This window comes from Arthrobacter sp. 05N33_2 (assembly GCF_056397425.1).
The window spans coordinates 112,763-129,902 of record NZ_JBFTNJ010000002.1; the positions used below are offsets into that span (position 1 = coordinate 112,763).

Consider the following 17,140-nt stretch of genomic DNA (forward strand, 5'->3'; position numbering starts at 1 on the left):
GCCGTCCAGTGCTAATACAGCCGGCCGCCCAGCGTGTTCCCCTTGCGGGTGCGGGCCGCCGAGCGAACCACTACGAATGGAATACCCATGACTTCCGCCAAGACCTTCCCGGCGTCAGCCGCACCAAGGTTCGCCTCGATCGGCTCCCCACATTTCGGCATCATGCTCGCTGTCATGGCCGTGGTGCTGATCCTGTCCAACATCGGGGCGTCCAAGGGCGTGGCGATCGGCCCCGTGATCACCGACGGCGGCTTCTTCCTCTTCCCGCTGGCGTACATCCTGGGCGATGTCATCAGCGAGGTCTATGGCTTCAAAGTGGCGCGCAAGGCCATCATCACCAGCTTTGCGCTGTCCGTCTTCGCGTCGGTCTGCTACTGGGTCATCATCGCCCTTCCGGGGTTCGACGACGAATACGGTTCCTCCAAGCAGGCAGCCTTGGAAGGCGCACTGGGACCGGTCCCGCAGATTGTGCTGGCATCGCTGCTGGCCTTCCTCGCCGGCCAGACCATCAACTCCTGGATCCTGGTGAAGATGAAGGCGCGGACCGGGGAAAGGTCCCTGTGGGCGCGCATCATGGGCTCCTCCGTGGCGGGTGAGTTCGTGGACACCCTGATATTCTGCAGCATCGCCGCATCTGTGATCGGAATTACCGACGCCGCGATGTTCATGAACTACGTCCTCGTGGGCTTCCTCTACAAGACCCTCGTGGAGTTCGCCTTCGTCCCGCTGACCTCGCTCGCCATCGGCTGGGTCAAGAAGCGCGAACCGAGCTACGGCGCCTAGGACTCCTCCTCATCCTCCGGCCGCCGGCCAGTTGGGAGCTAGCCGGTTCGGAGCCAGCAGCCGCCCAATTCGCCGAAAACCCGCGGTGTCGCCGTAAGTTTCCGACGACGTGGCGGGCTACCGGCGAATTCGAGTCGTTGGGGTGCGGGGTGTGGGGTGCCGGGCGCCGCAACGCATTCGACGCTCAGGGGTGCCGGCGGCCGGCCAGCGCACGAAGCAGACGGTGTTTGAATTCCTGCTCGCGAAAGAGGTCCTTCCACTCCACGCGGACGAACCGCCAGCCCTCTTCAACCAGGGCCTTCTCCCGGCGCCGTTCCTCGAAGAGCACCTCGGCCGTGGGACTGTAGTCGAAGTACTTGATTTTGCCGTCGAACTCGAGGGCGACCTTTTCCTCCTTCCATGCAAAGTCCAGGCGATGGCGCCCGGCGCGGCTCGACACTTCCAGCTGCGGCTCAGGTGGCCGGATCCGCAGCCGCAGGATCAGGTCGCGGGTCAGGGTCTCGCCGGGAGATTCGGAGCGCGGATCGGCCGCGGCCAGGACACGGCGGAAAGTCCGAATGCCCCGGCGGCCGTCCAGGTCATCTGCCATGGCCTGCAGGGCGCCCGGGTCCGCGCCGAGTCGAAGCGCGTGGTCCGTGAGGATCAACGCCTGCCTGTAGGGCAGCAGCATGGCGCAGTCGGCCGTCGTGCGCTCCAGGGACGTGGTCCGGAGGCCGTTCACCACGGCGACGTCGTGGTCGGCGAAGGGGCGCGTGTGGCAGCGGACGTCACTGCCGTGACGCTCGTTCGAGGGCCGTACCTTCTGGAGGACATGGATCATGTCATCCACTTCCCACAGGTGGAGGAGGCGGAGGCGCGCCGCGGAAGTGTGGCTGTAGTGGAAGGCTCCTGTCGACGTCGTACGCGTTCCGTGGGCGTGCGCGTAGATGAGCTGCCGGCTCCGGACAGTATGCGACTGGGCGTTCCAGAGGCTGGCGCGGATGTAGCAGCCGTGCCGAAGCCGGACGAGGGTGCCTGAATCGAGGAGCGAGCGGATGGCGCGCGAGCTGAAGCCGAGATCCAGGAGCTGTTCGGTGCGCCAGAGGTTACCTGTCGGCGGCAGCCCCAGCGCGGGGCTATGCGTCATGCCACCAGCTTCGGCCGATATAGGAGCGGGCAGGAGGCCCCGTCGTCGCTATGTGGAAAACACGAGGCGGCCGCACCTTGGCTACTTTGGGAGACGGCGGCCTTGGACGCCGCTCACTTCGCCGGAACGCGGCGGAGGCGCCGTCAATTTACGGCGAAGTCGGTGGTTTCCCGCGAATTCGACGGCAGGCAGGGAGGCGGGCAGGGCAGGGCAGGCAGGAAGGCGGCCGGGTCGGGCGACGGCGGGCGGCGGGGACTCGCCGGCGGGGCGTCAGCCGGGAACGCGGGCGGTGGTTCCGCGGACGATGAGGTCCGGCTCGATCAGCTGGCGCTCAGGCTCGAGGGTGGGGTCCTGGATCCGTGCCAGCAGGGCGCTTGCGACGCCGGACCCGACAATGTCGCTCCGGTTGTCCACCGAGGTCATGTCCAGATACCGCGACTTGGCCAGCGGGGAGTTGTCGTAGCCGATCACGGAGAGCTCTTCCGGGATGGACAGGCCCCGGGCCTTGGCTGCGGCGAAGGCGCCCAGGGCCATGGTGTCATTGGCGGCGAACAGGGCGGTCGTGTCGGGGTGGTGGTCAAGGACCCAGCAGGCGGCCGCATAGCCGTCCTCCTCAGAGGTGCCGCGGGATTCGCCGGCGATCCGGGCCTCGACGCCGGCCTCCAGGATGCGGCGGCGGAAGCCCTCCCGCCGGTGGGCCGCGGCGCCGCCGGAGCCCGAGAGGTGTCCGATGCGTGTGTGGCCGAGCCCGATCAGGTGCTCCGCCGCCATGCGGCCGCCGCCGTCGTCGTCGTTGGTGATGAGCCCGGCGCCGGCGGGAACGCCGTTCCGCCAGCCAGCGACGACGGCGGGAACCCAAGTGCCGGCCATCATGGACTCGCTCGGCTCGGCGGCGATGACGAGGCCCTCCACATGCATGGACAGCAGGCCGTCCACGGCCTCCGTGATGCGGTTCTCGCCGGGGCGGGAATCGGCGAGGGTGACCTGGTAGCCGTGGGGGGAGAACACGGATTCCATGCCGCGCAGGAGGTCCACGAACCATGGGTTCCGGAAGTCGTCAATGACCAGCCCGATGCTTTTCGTCTGGCTGCTGGCGAGCGTGGTCGCCGCCCGGCTGGGGCGGTAACCGAGCTCCGACATGGCCGCCCGGACGGCCGCCCGACGCTTCTCGCTGACCTTTGACGGGTTTTGAAGCACGAGCGAGACCAGTGACGGGGAGACGCCGGCGCTCTTGGCGACGTCGTAGATCGTCGGGCGGCGGGTTCTGGGGGTATTCAACGACATCTGCAGGGCCTTTCACGTCTCATCCGAGGATAACCGGTCAACCATTGACAGGACATATGCACATAGCTAAGCTTTTGTTCAGCGCCAAATTTTGTAGCGCTCCAATTTTTACCGTCGGGCCGTCGGCCTGACCGAATTTCAAAGGAGAAATCGATGGCTGACAGTTTGGGAGTTGCCGTAGTCGGCGCCGGAATGGCAGGAAAAGCGCATGCGGCCGCGTACCGCACGGCGTCGGCGCTCTACAGCCCGGTTCTTCCTCCTATCCGGCTGGTCTCCATCGGCGACGTCAACGCCGAGTTCGGTTCCCTGGCCGCGAAGCGTTTCGGCTACGATCGCCATGACGCCTCGTGGCAGGCGATCGCCGAGGCCGATGACATCGACGTCGTAAGCGTCGTGATCGCGAACTCCCTCCACCGCGAAGTCGTGGAGGGCCTGCTGGCCGCCGGCAAGCATGTGCTATGCGAGAAGCCGCTGAGCGACTCAATCGAGGACGCCCGCGCCATGGCCGAGGCGGCCCGCAGTGCCAGTTCGATTGCCCGCATCGGGTTCACCTTCCGACGCACGCCGGGCATCGCCTACATCCGGGACCTCATCCGCACCGGCGTGCTGGGGAACGTCCTGCACTTCAGCGGCCGCTACTGGACCGACTACGGGTTCAGCCCGTCGGCGCCCATGAGCTGGCGCTACAAGGGCGGCCCGGGCTCCGGGGCCCTGGCCGACGTCGGCAGCCACCTGACGTACGTCGCTGAGTTCCTCTGCGGCGACATCAAGTCCATCAGCGGCGGACGCCTCAGCACCGTGATCGACAAGCGCCCGCTGCCGCTGGGCGCCGTCATGGGCCACGACCACGCCGCGGTCAGCGACACGTTCGAGCCGGTCGAGAACGACGACTACGCGGTGTTTTCCGCCGAATTCGAGAACGGTGCAGGCGGYTTCGAGGTCTCSCGKGTCGCCGCMGGGCACGCRAACAGCCTCATCTTCGARGTCTTCTGYGARAACGGMGCCGCCMGGTTCGACCAGCGCCGCCCCGCGGAGATCGAGCTGTTCCTCAACGACGGCCCGGCCAACGAAAACGGCTACCGCCAGGTGATCCTCGGCCCCGGACACCCCTACATCGCCGGCGGGCTGGCCATGGACGCGCCCAGCGTCGGCTTCGGCCAGAACGACGCCTTCGGCTACCAGGCCCGGGCCTTCCTCGAGGAGGTCGCCGGCCTCAGCGAGGCGGACTCCCTGCCCCGCTGCGCCACGTTCGACGAGGGCGTGCGCAACATGGAGCTGCTCGGCGCAGTCACCGAATCCGCCCTCAACAACGGAAAGAAAATCACGCTATGAAACTCGGCGTCTACAACGCAATCCTGCACGACCGGCCCCTTCCCGAGGCCCTCAAGGTCATCGCCAACCTCGGACTGACCGGCATCGAAATCAACACGGGCGGGTTCCTGCCGGCCGTCCACGTCCCCACCATGGACCAGATCCTGGAAAGCGATGCGGCCCGCGATGACTACCTCGCGATTTTCGAGGGCACCGGCGTCTCGATTGCCGGCCTGAACTGCAATGGCAACCCGCTGCACCCCAAGCGTGAGATCGGCGGGAAGCATGCCGAGGACATCCGCCGCTCCATCCGGCTGGCGCAGCGGCTGGGACAGGACCGTGTGGTGACCATGTCCGGCCTGCCCGGCGGCGAACCCGGGGCCACCACGGTCAACTGGGTGGTCAACGCCTGGAACTCGGCGGCCCTGGACGTCCTCGACTACCAATGGGGCATCGCGGCCGACTTCTGGAAGGAAACCGACCGCCTGGCTGCCGACCATGGCGTGAAGGTGGCCCTTGAGCTGCACCCGCAGAACATCGTGTTCAACACCGCCGATGTCCACAAGCTCATTGAGCTTACCGGCGCGACCCATGTCGGCGTCGAGCTGGACGCCTCGCACCTGTTCTGGCAGCAGATGGATCCGGTCGCGGTGGTCCGCGAACTCGGCCCGCTGGTCTTCCAGGCCGCGGCGAAGGACGTCCGCATCAATACCGCCAACGCAGCGCTCTACGGTGTCCTCGACAACAGCTTCCGGCGGCTCTCCCCGGACGAAAACCGCACCAACCTCGGCGGCGGCGAGTGGGCCAACGAATGGCCCAAGGACTCCGCCTGGGACTTCGTTGCCCTGGGCCGCGGGCACGACACGGCCTACTGGACCGAGTTCCTGCGCGCGCTCTACGAGGTGGACCCGGACATGCTGGTCAACATCGAGCACGAGGACGTCTCCCTGGGCCGGATCGAGGGCCTTCAGGTGGCGGCAAAGGTCCTGCGGGACGCCGACTCGGCACTCGCGGCGTCGCTGCACCTCACCAACTGACGGCCCGGCACCCGAGTTCTGCCGCCGAGTCGCCGGAACACTGCGGGGTCGCCGGAAACTTCCGGCGATCTCGCAGGGTTCCGGCGACCTCGACGCCGGGGCCGCGCCGACGCCGGGGCCGCACCGACGCCGGGACGGCCTAGGAGTAGTAGTTCGCCAGGGTCTCGGCCTTGAACTCGAAGAAGTTGCCGGCCTCGATGGCGAGCCGGGCGTCGTCGACCATCTTCACAACGAAGCGCTCGTTGTGGATCGAGATCAGGGTGGCCGAGACCATCTCCTTGGCCTTGAACAGGTGATGGATGTAGGCCCGCGAATAGTTCAGGCAGGCGTAGCAGTCGCAGCCTTCCTGCAGCGGGCCGAAGTCGCGTTTGTACTTGGCGCCGGAGAGGTTGTACCGGCCGGTGGGGTGGTAGAACGCCGAGTTGCGGGCCACCCGGGTGGGGGAGACGCAGTCGAAGGTGTCCGCGCCGTTTTCAATGGCCGTGAAGATGTCGTCCGGTTCGGAGATGCCCAGCAGGTGCCGCGGCTTGTTCTCCGGCAGCTCCTCGTTGCACCAGCGCACGATCGTGCCGAGGTTCTCTTTCTCCAGCGCCCCGCCGATCCCGAAGCCGTCGAAGTTCATGGCGCCGAGGTCGCGGCAGGCCTTGCGGCGCAGGTCCTCGTATTGGGCGCCCTGGATCACCCCGAACAGGGCCTGGTAGGGCTTGCCGGCGCGCTCGTCCGTGAGCCGGAAGTGCTCGGTGATGCACCGCTCGGCCCAGCGCCGGGTCCGCTCCAGGGACTCCTCCTGGTAGCCGCGGGAGTTCTGCAGCGTGGTGAGCTCGTCGAACGCGAACATGATGTCCGCGCCGATCTGGTGCTGGACGTTCATGGAGATCTCGGGGCTGAAGCGGTGCCGGTCGCCGTTGAGGTGGCTCTTGAACCACACGCCTTCCTCGTCCACGTGGGCCAGGCGTTCTTTGCCGGGTGCGACTGCGTCGTCCGGCCCCGAATTGTCCACCGATTTCATGTCGATGACCTTCTTGAACCCGGAGCCCAGGCTCATCACCTGGAAACCGCCGGAATCGGTGAACGTCGGACCGCGCCAGTTCATGAACGCCCCCAGGCCACCGGCCTCGTCCAGGATGTCCGCGCCCGGCTGCAGGTATAAGTGGTAGGCGTTGGCCAGCACCGCCTGCGCGCCGAGTTCGGCAATGGATTCCGGCAGCACGGACTTGACAGTGGCCTTGGTGCCGACGGCGATGAACGCCGGGGTCTGGATCTCCCCGTGCGGGGTGGCGATGGTGCCGGTCCGGCCCAGGAACTCACCGCCGTTGGCGGCAACCTGCCCGGCCGACGGCGGGCACGTCTCGCTCAGGCGTTTGCCCACGCGGAAGGAGAACTCGGACTGCCGGGCAGGCGCGGGGGACGAAGACGCGAAGTCAGGATTGGCTGGCACGGTTCAAGTGTGCCAGCTAACGCAGCTCAGGACTCAGTGGACGGGATCCGATGTGGGGTAGTTCTCAGCCCGCCACTTGTCCCAGTAGTCGCGGACCGCCTCCAACTGGTGGGCCCCGAGGTCGTAGGTGGAGACGATTGCGAGGGATCCGCCGTCGGGCCGGACGTCGGCGATGGCGGGCTGGTCCGCCACGATCAGCAGGCCGTCCCCGTGCTCGGCATAGTTGTGGACGGTCAGACCCACCTGGTGGTTGCTGCGGAACCACACTTTGCCGGAGATTTCCTCGCCCGTGGGCAGGGTGAGCGAATACGGGTCCCCCGGCACCGGGACATCGCTCAGCCCCAGCCTTTCGATCGCGGACCCGCCTGAGCCGGGAACGGAGAAGAAGTAGGTCCGGCGCTTACCATGCGGGTGGCGCTCCAGGGCGAAGCGCAACTGGTGGAGGAATGTCAGCCAGCCCTGGGTGATGTCCTCGTCCCAGGCCGCCCACTCGGAATTGTGGTCGATTGCCGCCCGGGTGACGCTGACCTCCGTGCCCGTGGGGACAGGTTTCAAGGTGAAAACGTCGCCGCCGTCGACCACCAGGGAGGTGTGGTCGGCGCCTTCGACCACATTGGGGCCGAAGTAGATTTCGTTGATTTCGGCCTCTTGGTCATCGGCCACCCAGCCGTGCCATTGGGCGATCTTGGCGGGTTCGCGCAGCATGGTCCAAACTTGCTGCGCGTCGGAATTGATCACAACGCTCAGATTGTTCGTCATGGGGTGAATCTACAACTCCGGGCCCGCCACGGGTAGGGCCCAACGCTAGACCTCAGGCGCGGACCGATTCGAGCTCGTTGGCGATCCGGCGTTCCAGCTCAACGGTGCCAATTGTTTCGGAGCCGCCGTGCGCGCGCAGGAACAGGAGCGCCTCGAGCCGCAGCAGGCGCCAGTCGCGTTCCGCATCCTGGTTCGCGTTGTCGATCGAGCGGAAGATTTCCTTGTCGTACAGGTTGGGCTCGTTGAGCGAGCGCTGGCGCACCTTGGCGTTGATCCTGGCCTTGAACGGGTCCGTTTCCATGGCCTCCGGCTCGCGGAGCAGTTTCTCGTAGATCCCGGCGCGCTGGTCCTGACCCAGCTGGCGGCAGATGTAGCTGGAGAGCGCCAGCGATGACTCCACGGAGGCCCAGCGGTCGGGGTTGCCGTCGAACGGCAGGACGTTGAGCAGGTCCGCGACCGCCAGGGCGTTGTCGGGGTCCTTGAGGGTGACGAAGAGCTCGTGCGCGAGGTCGCTGAGATCCTTCAGGCAGCTCCCGGACTTGGTGTTGATGCCCTTGGCGAGCCGTTCACTGAGCAGGAGGACACCGACGGCGCCCGGATGGTCCTCGGCCGCGGCCTCCACGACAGACTCCGGCGTGCCGTCGGGGGCCGGGATGAGTGCCAGGTCCGCTTCGCTGGGTCCGCTCACCGCGGGCGGCGCAACAGGCTGGGGAGGAACGACGACGGCGGCTGCCGCCGTATTGTCGGGCCCGGCAGCGTCGGATTCAGCTGCGTCGGACCCGACAGCGTCGGATTCAGCTGCGTCGGATTCAGCTGCGTCGGGCCCGGGTGCGACCGGCTCAGCCTCTTCCGGCGCAGGGGCGCCGCCATCGGAAGGAGTTGGCGTGCCGGGCGCGCCGCCGTCGGACACGGGGGTGCCGGCCCCGGCGTCGTCCGTGACGCGGACCAGTGATCCCGCCGCGATCCGCAGCACACCGCCGCCGCTGAGGGTCGTCAACACCATGGCGGGAGTCCCAAAATCGTCGGTTTCGACATCCACGCGATGGATCTCGGCGGAGCGGTTTCCGTCGGGCAGAATCAGGTGGTCACCGGCCCGCAGAGATCCAGCCTGCTGTTCACTGTAGTTCCGGGAGGCTGGGGGGTGGGTCATCGGGAGTCCTTAAAGTTCTCTTGCGGTCCGCCCAACAGTCTACAAAATCGGCCGCACGAAGTCGGGGACGCAGGGGAGCCCCCGAGAGTCCCGGCCGGCGCCGGGCCCCAGCGAAGCGGCTAGTTGCCGACTCCCGCGAACGCCAGTGCCTGCCGGATCAGGGCCCCCCGGCCGCCGCTGAATTCGAGCTGCACGTCCGTGCCCATGACCTCCTGCGGGGTCATCCAGGTCAGCTCAAGGGCGTCCTGCCGCGGGGAGCATTCGCCGGTCACAGGAATGATGTACGCCAGGGCAACGGCGTGCTGGCGGTCGTCCGTGAAGCCGGTATGGGACGGGGACGGGAAGTACTCGGCCACGGTGAACGGCACCGGGCTGACCGGAAGCTGCGGGAAGGCGAGGGGGCCCAGGTCCTTCTCCATATGGCGGAGCAGGGCGGCGCGGATGGTCTCGCGGTAGAGAACGCGGCCGGACACCAGGGACCGGACCATGGTGCCGTCCTCGTCGGCCTGCAGGAGGGTGCCGACCTCGTTCACGAACCCGAGGGGGTCCAGCCGGACCGGAACGGCCTCGACGTAGACCATCGGCAGCCTGCCCCGCGCTTCGAACAGGTCGTCGTCGGAGAGCCAGCCGGGATTCGGGTCAGGGGTGCGCACATTCATGGTTAAGTTCTACCCCATCCCTGACCCGCCGGGCGTCACGCCCAAGCGACGACGAGCCGGGCCGTCTGCGCCGGGACCGCCAGGTCCACGCCTGTCAGATCCTGAAAGCGGCTGATCCGGTTGAGGATGGTGTTGCGGTGGCAGAAGAGCTGCTGCGCTGTCGCCGTAATGCTCCCTGTTTCCAAGTAATGCTGGACGGTTTCTTTCAGCCGCTCCCGTTCGCCGCCGCGGCACCCGGACAGGCCGGTCTCAAGGTCGGCCAGGAGGTCCAGGCCGACGTCGAGCATTTGCTGCTTGGCCAGCCGGGCCCAGGCGGCCTCCGCTGACAGGGGCCCGGAATCGGAAGACCGCAGCAGGGAGGCGAGGCTTCCGGCCGTGCGGGCGGCCGCGGGCAGCGCCCGCAGCCCGGCGACGCCCGGAACATAACCGCATGGGATGTCGGTCAACGCGGCGGGGACAGAGTGCCGGGCGCCGTCCCGGTATGGCGGGAGCGGCCAGAACGCGTAGGTGTTCCCGCCGAATTCGTGGACGAAGAACCGGCTGCGTGTCTGTTGCCCGGAGCCCAGGCTGGTCGCGGCCGTTCGGAGACTCACTGCGGCGTCGCCACTGGCCGCCACGAGTCCGAAGCGGGCGGTCGAGTCCATGCCGAGGGCGGCGGCGACCTGGCTGACGGTCTCCGCGGTGGGGCTAGCCTGGTTGAAGAGCCGGGCAATGAATTCGCGGCGGATGCTGGACTCCTCCTGGGCCATCCGCACGCGTTCGGTCAGATAGCTCGTGTGGGTTCGCGTGGCGAATTGGTCCACGACGCGCCACACCCTGTCCACACTGGATGCCAGCAGCGCGGCGTCCTCGGCATCGGCGATCTGCAGCAGGCCTTCCCAGATGATGCTGAAGTCCAGCCGGACGGCCGAGATGAGCGCCTCCGGCGGGATGCCGGCCCGGGCGCGTTTGGCGCCCAGATCGGCAGCAAATTCGAGGAGCGACTCCATGGCCGGACCAAGGGGGGACTGCTGCCGGAGTTCCTGTCCGCGCAGCCCGTCCACCAAACGCCTGAATGTTTCGCGCGCAGTCACTTCGAGATCCCCGGAGCCCACCTGTTTTTCGGCATACTCGGGGATGTCACGGACCCTCGCCGTAAATGTTTCGGCCAGCGTGTCCAGCCGCCCGTGGAGCAGCTCCACCAGTTCGGCCCAGCGCAGGGAATCGCCCGGCGAATGAAAATTGTGCATTCACACATTTTAGGCATGGAAATGCGTGATGCAATGCTAGTTTTTTGGACGAAATGTACTGGCAGAATGGGACAAGAGAAATCGGGTGAGCGCAGTCACACCCCGTCGGCCTTATCGGCCGGTTCCATCCCTTCCGCATTATTTGGAGTAAACATGGCAAGCAGCGCAAGCAACGCCACCACCACCGCCGGCCCGCAGTTACCAGGGGTTGTCGATGAGAGCGTGGCCAAGAAAGTCGCCCTCGCGGCCCTCGTCGGAACGGCGCTGGAGTGGTACGACTTCTTCCTGTTCACCACGGCCGCAGCGCTGGTGTTCAACGCGCAGTACTTCGTGTCCCAGGACCCCTTCGTCTCGGCCATGAGCTCCTTTGCCACCCTGGCCGTGGGCTTCGTGGCCCGCCCGATCGGCGGCTTCATCTTCGGGGCCCTGGGGGACAAGGTGGGGCGCAAGAAGATCCTGATGGTCACCATCGTGGGCATCGGCCTCGTGACCGGGCTCATCGGCCTGCTCCCGAACTACATGACGATCGGCGTCGCGGCCCCCATCCTGCTGGTTGCCCTGCGCATCCTGCAGGGCCTCGCCGTCGGCGGCGAGTGGAGCGGCGCGGTGATCATCGCAGTCGAAAACGCCCCGGTTGCCAAGCGCGCCCGCTACGCTGCCCTCCCGCAGCTCGGCTCGCCTATCGGCACCATCCTGTCCTCCGGCGGCTTCTTCGGAATGCTCTACCTGGTGGGCCAAGCCAACTTCGATGCCTGGGGCTGGCGCATCCCGTTCATCGCGGCGATCCCGCTGCTGGCCATCTCGATGTGGATCCGCAGCAAACTCAGCGAGTCCCCGGAATTCGAAGCCCTCATGGAGTCCGGCGAGACCGAGCACGCCCCCATCCGCGGCGTCCTGACGAAGAGCTGGCGCCAGATCCTGGTGGGCATGTGCTCGGCGCTGCTGGGCATCGGCGGCTTCTACCTCATCACCAGCTTCGTAGTCTTCTACGGCACCAAGGTGCTCAAGATGCCCTACGAAACCTTGCTTCTCGGCTCGCTCCTCGCGGCCGTCTTCGAAATCTTCGCCCTGATCTGGGCCGGCCGCATGGGCGAGAAATACGGCGCCAGCAAGGTCATCCTCTGGGGCGGCATCGCCTCCGCCGTCATCGCCGTGCCGGTCTTCCTGGCCATCGACACCGCCAACCCCGCCCTGGTCATCATCGCCATGATCATCGGCGTGTGCACCCTGTCCATCCCTTACGCGGTGTCCGGAACGGCCCTGACCGCACTCTTCGCCACAAAGGTCCGGTACACCGGCGTCGCCATCACCTCCAACAGCGCCGGCGTCATCTCCGGCTTCGTGCCGCTGATCGCCACCGCCCTCGTGGCCGCCAATGGCAACTCGTTCTGGCCCGGCGCCATCATCTTGCTGGTGGTGTCCGTATTGACCGCGCTGTCCGGCATTTTCCTCCCCGCACTGAGTATCGAAGAAAAGGGAATGAAGCATTGAGTACAACAACCACCGCCGGGCACCTGATTGTTGCCCAGCTGGAACGAGCCGGTATCCAGCGCGTCTACGGTGTTCCCGGGGAGAGTTTCCTGGATGTGCTGGACGGCCTGCACGGATCCTCCATTGAAACCGTGGTGACCCGCCACGAAGGCGGCGCCGGGTTCATGGCCCTCGCCGAAGGCCGGCTCACGGAGCTTCCGGGCGTGGCCATGGTGACCCGTGGCCCCGGTGCAGCCAACGCCTTCATCGCCATCCACACCGCGCACCAGGACGCCACCCCGATGATCCTGTTCGTGGGCCTCATCCCGGTCGCGGACCGCGGCCGGGAGTCGTTCCAGGAATTCGACATCAACGCCTGGTTCGGCAGCACCGCCAAGAAGGTCCTGACGCTCGACGACGCCGCCTCCGCCGCCCGCGTTGTGGACGACGCCATCTTCACGGCCCTCAGCGGCCGGCCGGGTCCCGTGGTGATCGGCCTCCCCGAAGACGTGCTGGTCCACGCCATTGAATCGGGCCCAGCGAAATCGTGCACAGTGGAACCCCGCACTGTCGCCCGGTCCGAACCTTCAGCGGCAGACCTCGCCGGCCTGGAGGCAAAGCTGGCCGCGGCCAAGAAGCCCCTGATCGTGGTGGGCGGCGAAGGCTGGAACCAGGAATCCTCCGACGCGCTGGCCGGCTGGGCCGCACGCCACGGCGTCCCGGTGCTCGCAGACTTCCGCGCCTACGACGCCGTCCCGCACAACAGCGACGCCTACGCCGGCTACCTCGGCTACGCCCGCAGCGACGCCAACGCCCGCCGCCTCGACGAGGCCGACCTGCTGGTCTTCGTCGGCTGCGTCCGCGCCGACGTGCTCTCCGACGGCTACAAGCGCGGACTGGATGCCGTCACCGTCGTCGTCCACCCCGGCGCCGATCTGCTGGGTCACTTCGGCCGGCTGGACCAGCACATTCCGGCCCACGTTTCGTCCTTCGCCACCGCGCTCGCCGCCACGGATTCCGCGGCGGATCCCGAGGCCGGCTGGCTGGCCGGGGCCCGCGCCGACTACGAGAAGTTCTCCACCGCGCAGCCGGACAGCGGGAACGGAGTGGACTCGGAATATGTGGACCTCGACGTCGTCATGGAAATCCTCAAACAGGAAATGGACGACGACGCCGTCATCACCTATGGGGCCGGGAACCACTCGCTGTGGCCGGCCCGCTACCTGAAGCACAACACCGCGAACTCCCTCGCCGCACCCCGCAACGGGGCCATGGGCATGGGGATCCCGGCGGCGGTGGCTGCCTCCCTGGCCTACCCCGGCCGCCAGGTGATTTCCGTGGCCGGTGACGGCTGCTTCATGATGAACGGCCAGGAAATGGCCACGGCCATGGGCCACGGCGGGAAGTTCATCGCCCTCGTGGTGGACAACGGCATCTTCGCCACGATCCGTGAGCACCAGGAAGGCCACTACCCGGGCCGGCCCTCGGGCACGCACATGACCAACCCGGACTTCGCCGCACTGGCCCGGTCCTACGGCGGCTACGGCGAACGGGTCGAGAAGGCAGAGGACTTCGGCGCCGCTTTCCGCCGTGCCGTCGAATCCGGGCTGCCGGCAGTCCTGCACCTCCCGCAGGACCCCACCACCCGCTCACCCAAGACCGCCAGCAACTGACCGGAGCCCGTCATGATCACCCTGCACAACATCATCAATGGTGAGACCGTCCCCGGCAGCGCCGCCGACGGTTCGGACGCGGCCACCCTGCCGTTCTTCGACCCCGCCACCGGAGTCCAGCTCGGCACCGCCCCGGACAGCGACGCCGCCACCGTGGACCGCGCCTTCCAGGCCGCCCACACCGCCTTCCAGAGCTACAAGCGGACCACCCCGGCCGAACGCCAGGCCATGATGCTCAAACTCGCCGACCTCATCGAGGCCAACGTCGACAGGCTCCTGGACGCCGAGGTAGCCTGCACCGGCAAGCCGCGCCAGATCACCCGCGAGATCGAGATCCTCCGCGGCGCCGACCAGCTGCGCTTCTTCGCCGGCGCCTGCCGCGTGGTGTCCGGGACCGCCCAGACCGAATACGTCCGCGGCTTTTCCTCCACCGTCCGGCGKGAACCCCTCGGCGTGGTCGCCCAGATCACCCCRTGGAACTACCCGTTCATGATGGCCATCTGGAARATCGGACCGGCGCTCGCCGCCGGCAACACGCTGGTCCTGAAACCGGCCGACACCACGCCTTGGTCCACCCTGGTGCTGGGCGAACTGGCGCAGGAGGCCTACCCCGCCGGCGTCGTCAACGTCATCTGCGGTGGCCGGGGGACCGGTGCCGCCATGGTGGATCACGAGATCCCGGAAATGGTGTCTATCACCGGCTCCACCCGGGCCGGGGCCCAGGTGATGTCCGCGGCGTCGAAGACCCTCAAGGACGTCCATCTGGAACTCGGCGGCAAGGCACCGGCGATCGTTTTCGCCGACACCGACATTGACGTGGCGGCCAGGGAGATCGCGCTCGGTGCGTTCTTCAACGCCGGGCAGGACTGCACCGCCGTGACCCGTGTGCTCGTCGAGGACTCCATCCACCAGGAGTTCGGTGCCGCGCTCGCCGCGGCAGCCGCAGCGCTGCAGGTGGGCGGCGACGCCGCGGACCTGGGCCCGCTGAACAGCGCCGCCCAGCTGGACCGGGTGGAAGGCTTCATGTCCCGGCTGCCCGCGAACGCCAGGGTCCTGGCCGGCGGCAAGCGGACGGGCGCCGGCTTCCACTTCGAACCCACCGTGATCGACGGGGTGTTCCAGGCCGACGAGGTGGTCTGCGAGGAAATCTTCGGACCCGTCGTCACCATCCAGCCCTTCCGGGACGAGGCCGAAGCCTTGGAGCTGGCCAACGGGACCAAGTACGCGCTGGCCTCCAGCGTCTGGTCCAACAACCACGGAGTGGTCACGCGGGTCTCGAACGAGCTGGACTTCGGCGCCGTCTGGATCAACTGCCACCAGGTGATCTCCGCCGAGGCGCCGCACGGCGGTTTCAAGCACTCCGGGACCGGCAAGGACCTCTCCGTCTTTGGCCTGGAGGACTACACCCGCATCAAGTCAGTCACCACCTCCCACCGCTAAAGAACCGCGTAGGTAACCCTTGAAACTCGATCTGCTGCTGCGCAACGCGGACATCATCACCATGGATGAGCGCCGCCCGCATGCCACCTCGCTGGGCGTCTGGCAGGGCCGGATTGTGGGCCTCGACGACGACCTGGCCGGCCTGGACGCGGCCGAAGTCCTGGACCTCGGCGGCGCCACCGTGACCCCCGGCTTCATCGACGCCCACTGCCACACCACCTGGTTCGGGCTCGGCCTGGGGGAGCTGGACGTCTCCGCCGCGCGCGGCCTGCACCAGCTCTACGCCCTGCTGGAGGCCGGCATGGCGGCAGACAGCGGGCAGCCTGAGGCAGGGCCAGAGACGGACCCTGGGACCGGACCGGCGCCGGACTGGCTGCTGGCCACCGGCTTCAGCCAGCAGCAGCACGGCGGCGAGTTCCCGGACATCACCGTTTTGGACCGGATCACGGGAAACCGGCCGCTGTTCATGCGGCACAACTCCGGGCACATGGCCGTCGTCAACACGGCCGCCCTCCGGCTGGCCGGCGCCGAACCGGCGTCGTTTCCGGACCCCGACGGCGGCGTTATTGTCCGCGACGCCGACGGCCGCCCCACCGGGCTGGTCCAGGAAACCGCGCAGCAGCTGATCCAGCAGCTCATCCTGCCGTACTCGTCCGAGGCGATCGAAGCCGCACTGGACCGGGCTACCACCTACTACGCCGCGGAGGGCATCACGAGCTTCACCGAGGCCGGGATCGGCGGCGGCTGGATCGGCCACAGCCCCGTGGAGCTGGCCGCCTACCAGCGGGCGGCAGCCGCGGGCAGGCTCCACGCCCGGGCGCAGCTGATGCCCGTCCTCGATGTGCTTCACCCGCTCGGTGGAGAGCACCCGCCGGGTCCCACGCCAGCCGGGCTGGACCTGGGCATCACCAGTGGCTTCGGCGGCGACTTCCTGTCCCTGGGCCCGGCGAAGGTGTTCTTGGACGGGTCACTGCTCGGCGAAACGGCCGCGGTCAGCCATGACTACTGCAGCCATGGCGGGACGGACAACACCGGCAACACCGGCTACTTCCAGGCGGAACCGGAGGCGCTCCGGGCAAAGATCGAGGCTGCCTATGCGGCCGGCTGGTCGATCGCGGCGCACGCCATCGGCGACCGTGCCGTTGACCTCGCGATCGAGATCATCACCGGCTGCGCCGCGAAATACGGCCCCCGGGCCGTGCCCAACAGGATCGAACACGCCTCGATGACCCGGCCCGAGCAGCTCCCGCGGCTGGCCGCCGCCGGCATCGCCGTCACCCCGCAGGCCAGCTTCTTCTTCGACGGCGGGGAYGGCATGACGCTTTCGCTCGGGCCGGAACGGCTCGGCTGGGCCTACAGGGCCGCGTCGTTCCTTGCCGCGGGGGTGACGCTCGCCGGCAGCTCCGACCGCCCCGTGGCCGACGGCAACGTGCTCCGCGGAATGCAGGCCTTCGTGGACCGGSGCACCGCCTCCGGGGCCGTTTTCGGGAACCCGGACGAGCGGCTGAGCCCGTTCCAAGCCCTGGCGGCGTACACCACCGGAGCCGCAGTAGCCACGGGCACGTCCGGCATCAAAGGCTCACTGACGACCGGGAAGCTGGCCGACTTCACCGTCCTGTCCGGGTCCCCGCTCACCGCGGGCAGCATCGCCGACCTCGAGGTGCTGGCAACCGCCGTCGGGGGGAGCTTTACGTTCCGGACCCCCGGCCTCACATTCCCGGTTGCGGCCGATTCGGCCGCAACCGGTCCATTCTTCAGCGCAGCTACCAATCGTTCATAGG

The 17,140-nt window shown here is 67.6% G+C and carries 14 protein-coding genes; 7 read left to right on the forward strand and 7 right to left on the reverse strand.

The genetic code is table 11. The annotated features are described in order from the left end of the window. Positions 1-87 precede the first annotated feature (87 nt). Complete coding sequence (locus AC1DHX_RS03410) at positions 88-783, forward strand: queuosine precursor transporter (protein WP_476860065.1); 696 nt, start codon at positions 88-90, stop codon at positions 781-783. A 184-nt stretch (positions 784-967) separates the two neighbouring features. On the opposite strand, the gene AC1DHX_RS03415 is transcribed toward AC1DHX_RS03410, so the two are convergent. Together AC1DHX_RS03415 and AC1DHX_RS03420 are read right to left on the reverse strand one after the other, a co-directional pair. Next, positions 968-1,909: a type IV toxin-antitoxin system AbiEi family antitoxin domain-containing protein gene (locus AC1DHX_RS03415; RefSeq protein WP_476860066.1), complete on the reverse strand. Its 942-nt coding sequence runs from the start codon at positions 1,907-1,909 to the stop codon at positions 968-970. A 270-nt stretch (positions 1,910-2,179) separates the two neighbouring features. Continuing rightward, the gene (locus AC1DHX_RS03420; RefSeq protein ID WP_476860067.1) at positions 2,180-3,193 is read right to left on the reverse strand and encodes a LacI family DNA-binding transcriptional regulator; all 1,014 of its coding nucleotides are present in this window, start codon (positions 3,191-3,193) and stop codon (positions 2,180-2,182) included. 153 nt (positions 3,194-3,346) lie between these two features. Here AC1DHX_RS03420 and AC1DHX_RS03425 point away from each other — a divergent pair, with 153 nt between their 5' ends. Then, entirely contained in the window at positions 3,347-4,525 is a 1,179-nt protein-coding gene (locus AC1DHX_RS03425; RefSeq protein WP_476860068.1) for a Gfo/Idh/MocA family protein, read from the forward strand. After that, positions 4,522-5,541 carry a sugar phosphate isomerase/epimerase family protein gene (locus tag AC1DHX_RS03430; RefSeq protein ID WP_476860069.1) on the forward strand — a complete coding sequence of 340 codons (1,020 nt, stop codon included), beginning with the start codon at positions 4,522-4,524 and terminating at the stop codon, positions 5,539-5,541. The genes AC1DHX_RS03425 and AC1DHX_RS03430 overlap by 4 nt, the downstream gene beginning before the upstream one ends. 139 nt (positions 5,542-5,680) lie before the next feature. On the opposite strand, the gene tgt is transcribed toward AC1DHX_RS03430, so the two are convergent. The 5 genes from tgt to AC1DHX_RS03455 all read right to left on the reverse strand — a co-directional run bounded on the left by tgt (position 5,681) and on the right by AC1DHX_RS03455 (position 10,776). Further along, positions 5,681-6,979, reverse strand: a complete 1,299-nt coding sequence (tgt, locus tag AC1DHX_RS03435) for a tRNA guanosine(34) transglycosylase Tgt (protein WP_476860070.1) — start codon at positions 6,977-6,979, stop codon at positions 5,681-5,683. Positions 6,980-7,012: 33 nt separating this feature from the next. Continuing rightward, a complete protein-coding gene (locus AC1DHX_RS03440) occupies positions 7,013-7,738 on the reverse strand; it encodes an SRPBCC family protein (protein ID WP_476860071.1) in 726 nt (241 codons plus the stop codon). 52 nt (positions 7,739-7,790) lie between these two features. Continuing rightward, positions 7,791-8,888 (reverse strand): DUF6707 family protein, encoded by a 1,098-nt coding sequence (locus AC1DHX_RS03445; protein ID WP_476860072.1) that lies wholly within the window; start codon positions 8,886-8,888, stop codon positions 7,791-7,793. Positions 8,889-9,007: 119 nt separating this feature from the next. Then, positions 9,008-9,547, reverse strand: a complete 540-nt coding sequence (locus AC1DHX_RS03450; RefSeq protein WP_079551800.1) for an NUDIX hydrolase family protein — start codon at positions 9,545-9,547, stop codon at positions 9,008-9,010. Positions 9,548-9,582: 35 nt separating this feature from the next. Further along, complete coding sequence (locus AC1DHX_RS03455) at positions 9,583-10,776, reverse strand: PucR family transcriptional regulator (protein WP_476860073.1); 1,194 nt, start codon at positions 10,774-10,776, stop codon at positions 9,583-9,585. A gap of 153 nt (positions 10,777-10,929) precedes the next feature. Here AC1DHX_RS03455 and AC1DHX_RS03460 point away from each other — a divergent pair, with 153 nt between their 5' ends. The 4 genes from AC1DHX_RS03460 to AC1DHX_RS03475 are packed head-to-tail and all read left to right on the forward strand — an operon-like array spanning position 10,930 to position 17,139. Beyond that, a complete protein-coding gene (locus AC1DHX_RS03460; protein WP_476857846.1) occupies positions 10,930-12,267 on the forward strand; it encodes an MFS transporter in 1,338 nt (445 codons plus the stop codon). After that, positions 12,264-13,919: a thiamine pyrophosphate-dependent enzyme gene (locus AC1DHX_RS03465; protein WP_476860074.1), complete on the forward strand. Its 1,656-nt coding sequence runs from the start codon at positions 12,264-12,266 to the stop codon at positions 13,917-13,919. The genes AC1DHX_RS03460 and AC1DHX_RS03465 overlap by 4 nt, the downstream gene beginning before the upstream one ends. A 12-nt stretch (positions 13,920-13,931) precedes the next feature. Continuing rightward, positions 13,932-15,359, forward strand: a complete 1,428-nt coding sequence (locus AC1DHX_RS03470; RefSeq protein ID WP_476860075.1) for a gamma-aminobutyraldehyde dehydrogenase — start codon at positions 13,932-13,934, stop codon at positions 15,357-15,359. A gap of 19 nt (positions 15,360-15,378) precedes the next feature. Further along, positions 15,379-17,139, forward strand: a complete 1,761-nt coding sequence (locus tag AC1DHX_RS03475) for an amidohydrolase (RefSeq protein ID WP_476899857.1) — start codon at positions 15,379-15,381, stop codon at positions 17,137-17,139. The last annotated feature ends 1 nt before the right edge of the window (position 17,140 follow it).

Bases quoted from the DNA above. Each gene is read 5' to 3' on its own strand.
- AC1DHX_RS03415 (WP_476860066.1), bottom strand. From the start codon at position 1,909: ATGACGCATAGCCCCGCGCTGGGGCTGCCGCCGACAGGTAACCTCTGG.
- AC1DHX_RS03440 (WP_476860071.1), bottom strand. From the start codon at position 7,738: ATGACGAACAATCTGAGCGTTGTGATCAATTCCGACGCGCAGCAAGTT.
- AC1DHX_RS03445 (WP_476860072.1), bottom strand. From the start codon at position 8,888: ATGACCCACCCCCCAGCCTCCCGGAACTACAGTGAACAGCAGGCTGGA.
- AC1DHX_RS03420 (WP_476860067.1), bottom strand. From the start codon at position 3,193: ATGTCGTTGAATACCCCCAGAACCCGCCGCCCGACGATCTACGACGTC.
- AC1DHX_RS03455 (WP_476860073.1), bottom strand. From the start codon at position 10,776: ATGCACAATTTTCATTCGCCGGGCGATTCCCTGCGCTGGGCCGAACTG.
- AC1DHX_RS03430 (WP_476860069.1), top strand. From the start codon at position 4,522: ATGAAACTCGGCGTCTACAACGCAATCCTGCACGACCGGCCCCTTCCC.
- AC1DHX_RS03460 (WP_476857846.1), top strand. From the start codon at position 10,930: ATGGCAAGCAGCGCAAGCAACGCCACCACCACCGCCGGCCCGCAGTTA.
- AC1DHX_RS03410 (WP_476860065.1), top strand. From the start codon at position 88: ATGACTTCCGCCAAGACCTTCCCGGCGTCAGCCGCACCAAGGTTCGCC.
- AC1DHX_RS03450 (WP_079551800.1), bottom strand. From the start codon at position 9,547: ATGAATGTGCGCACCCCTGACCCGAATCCCGGCTGGCTCTCCGACGAC.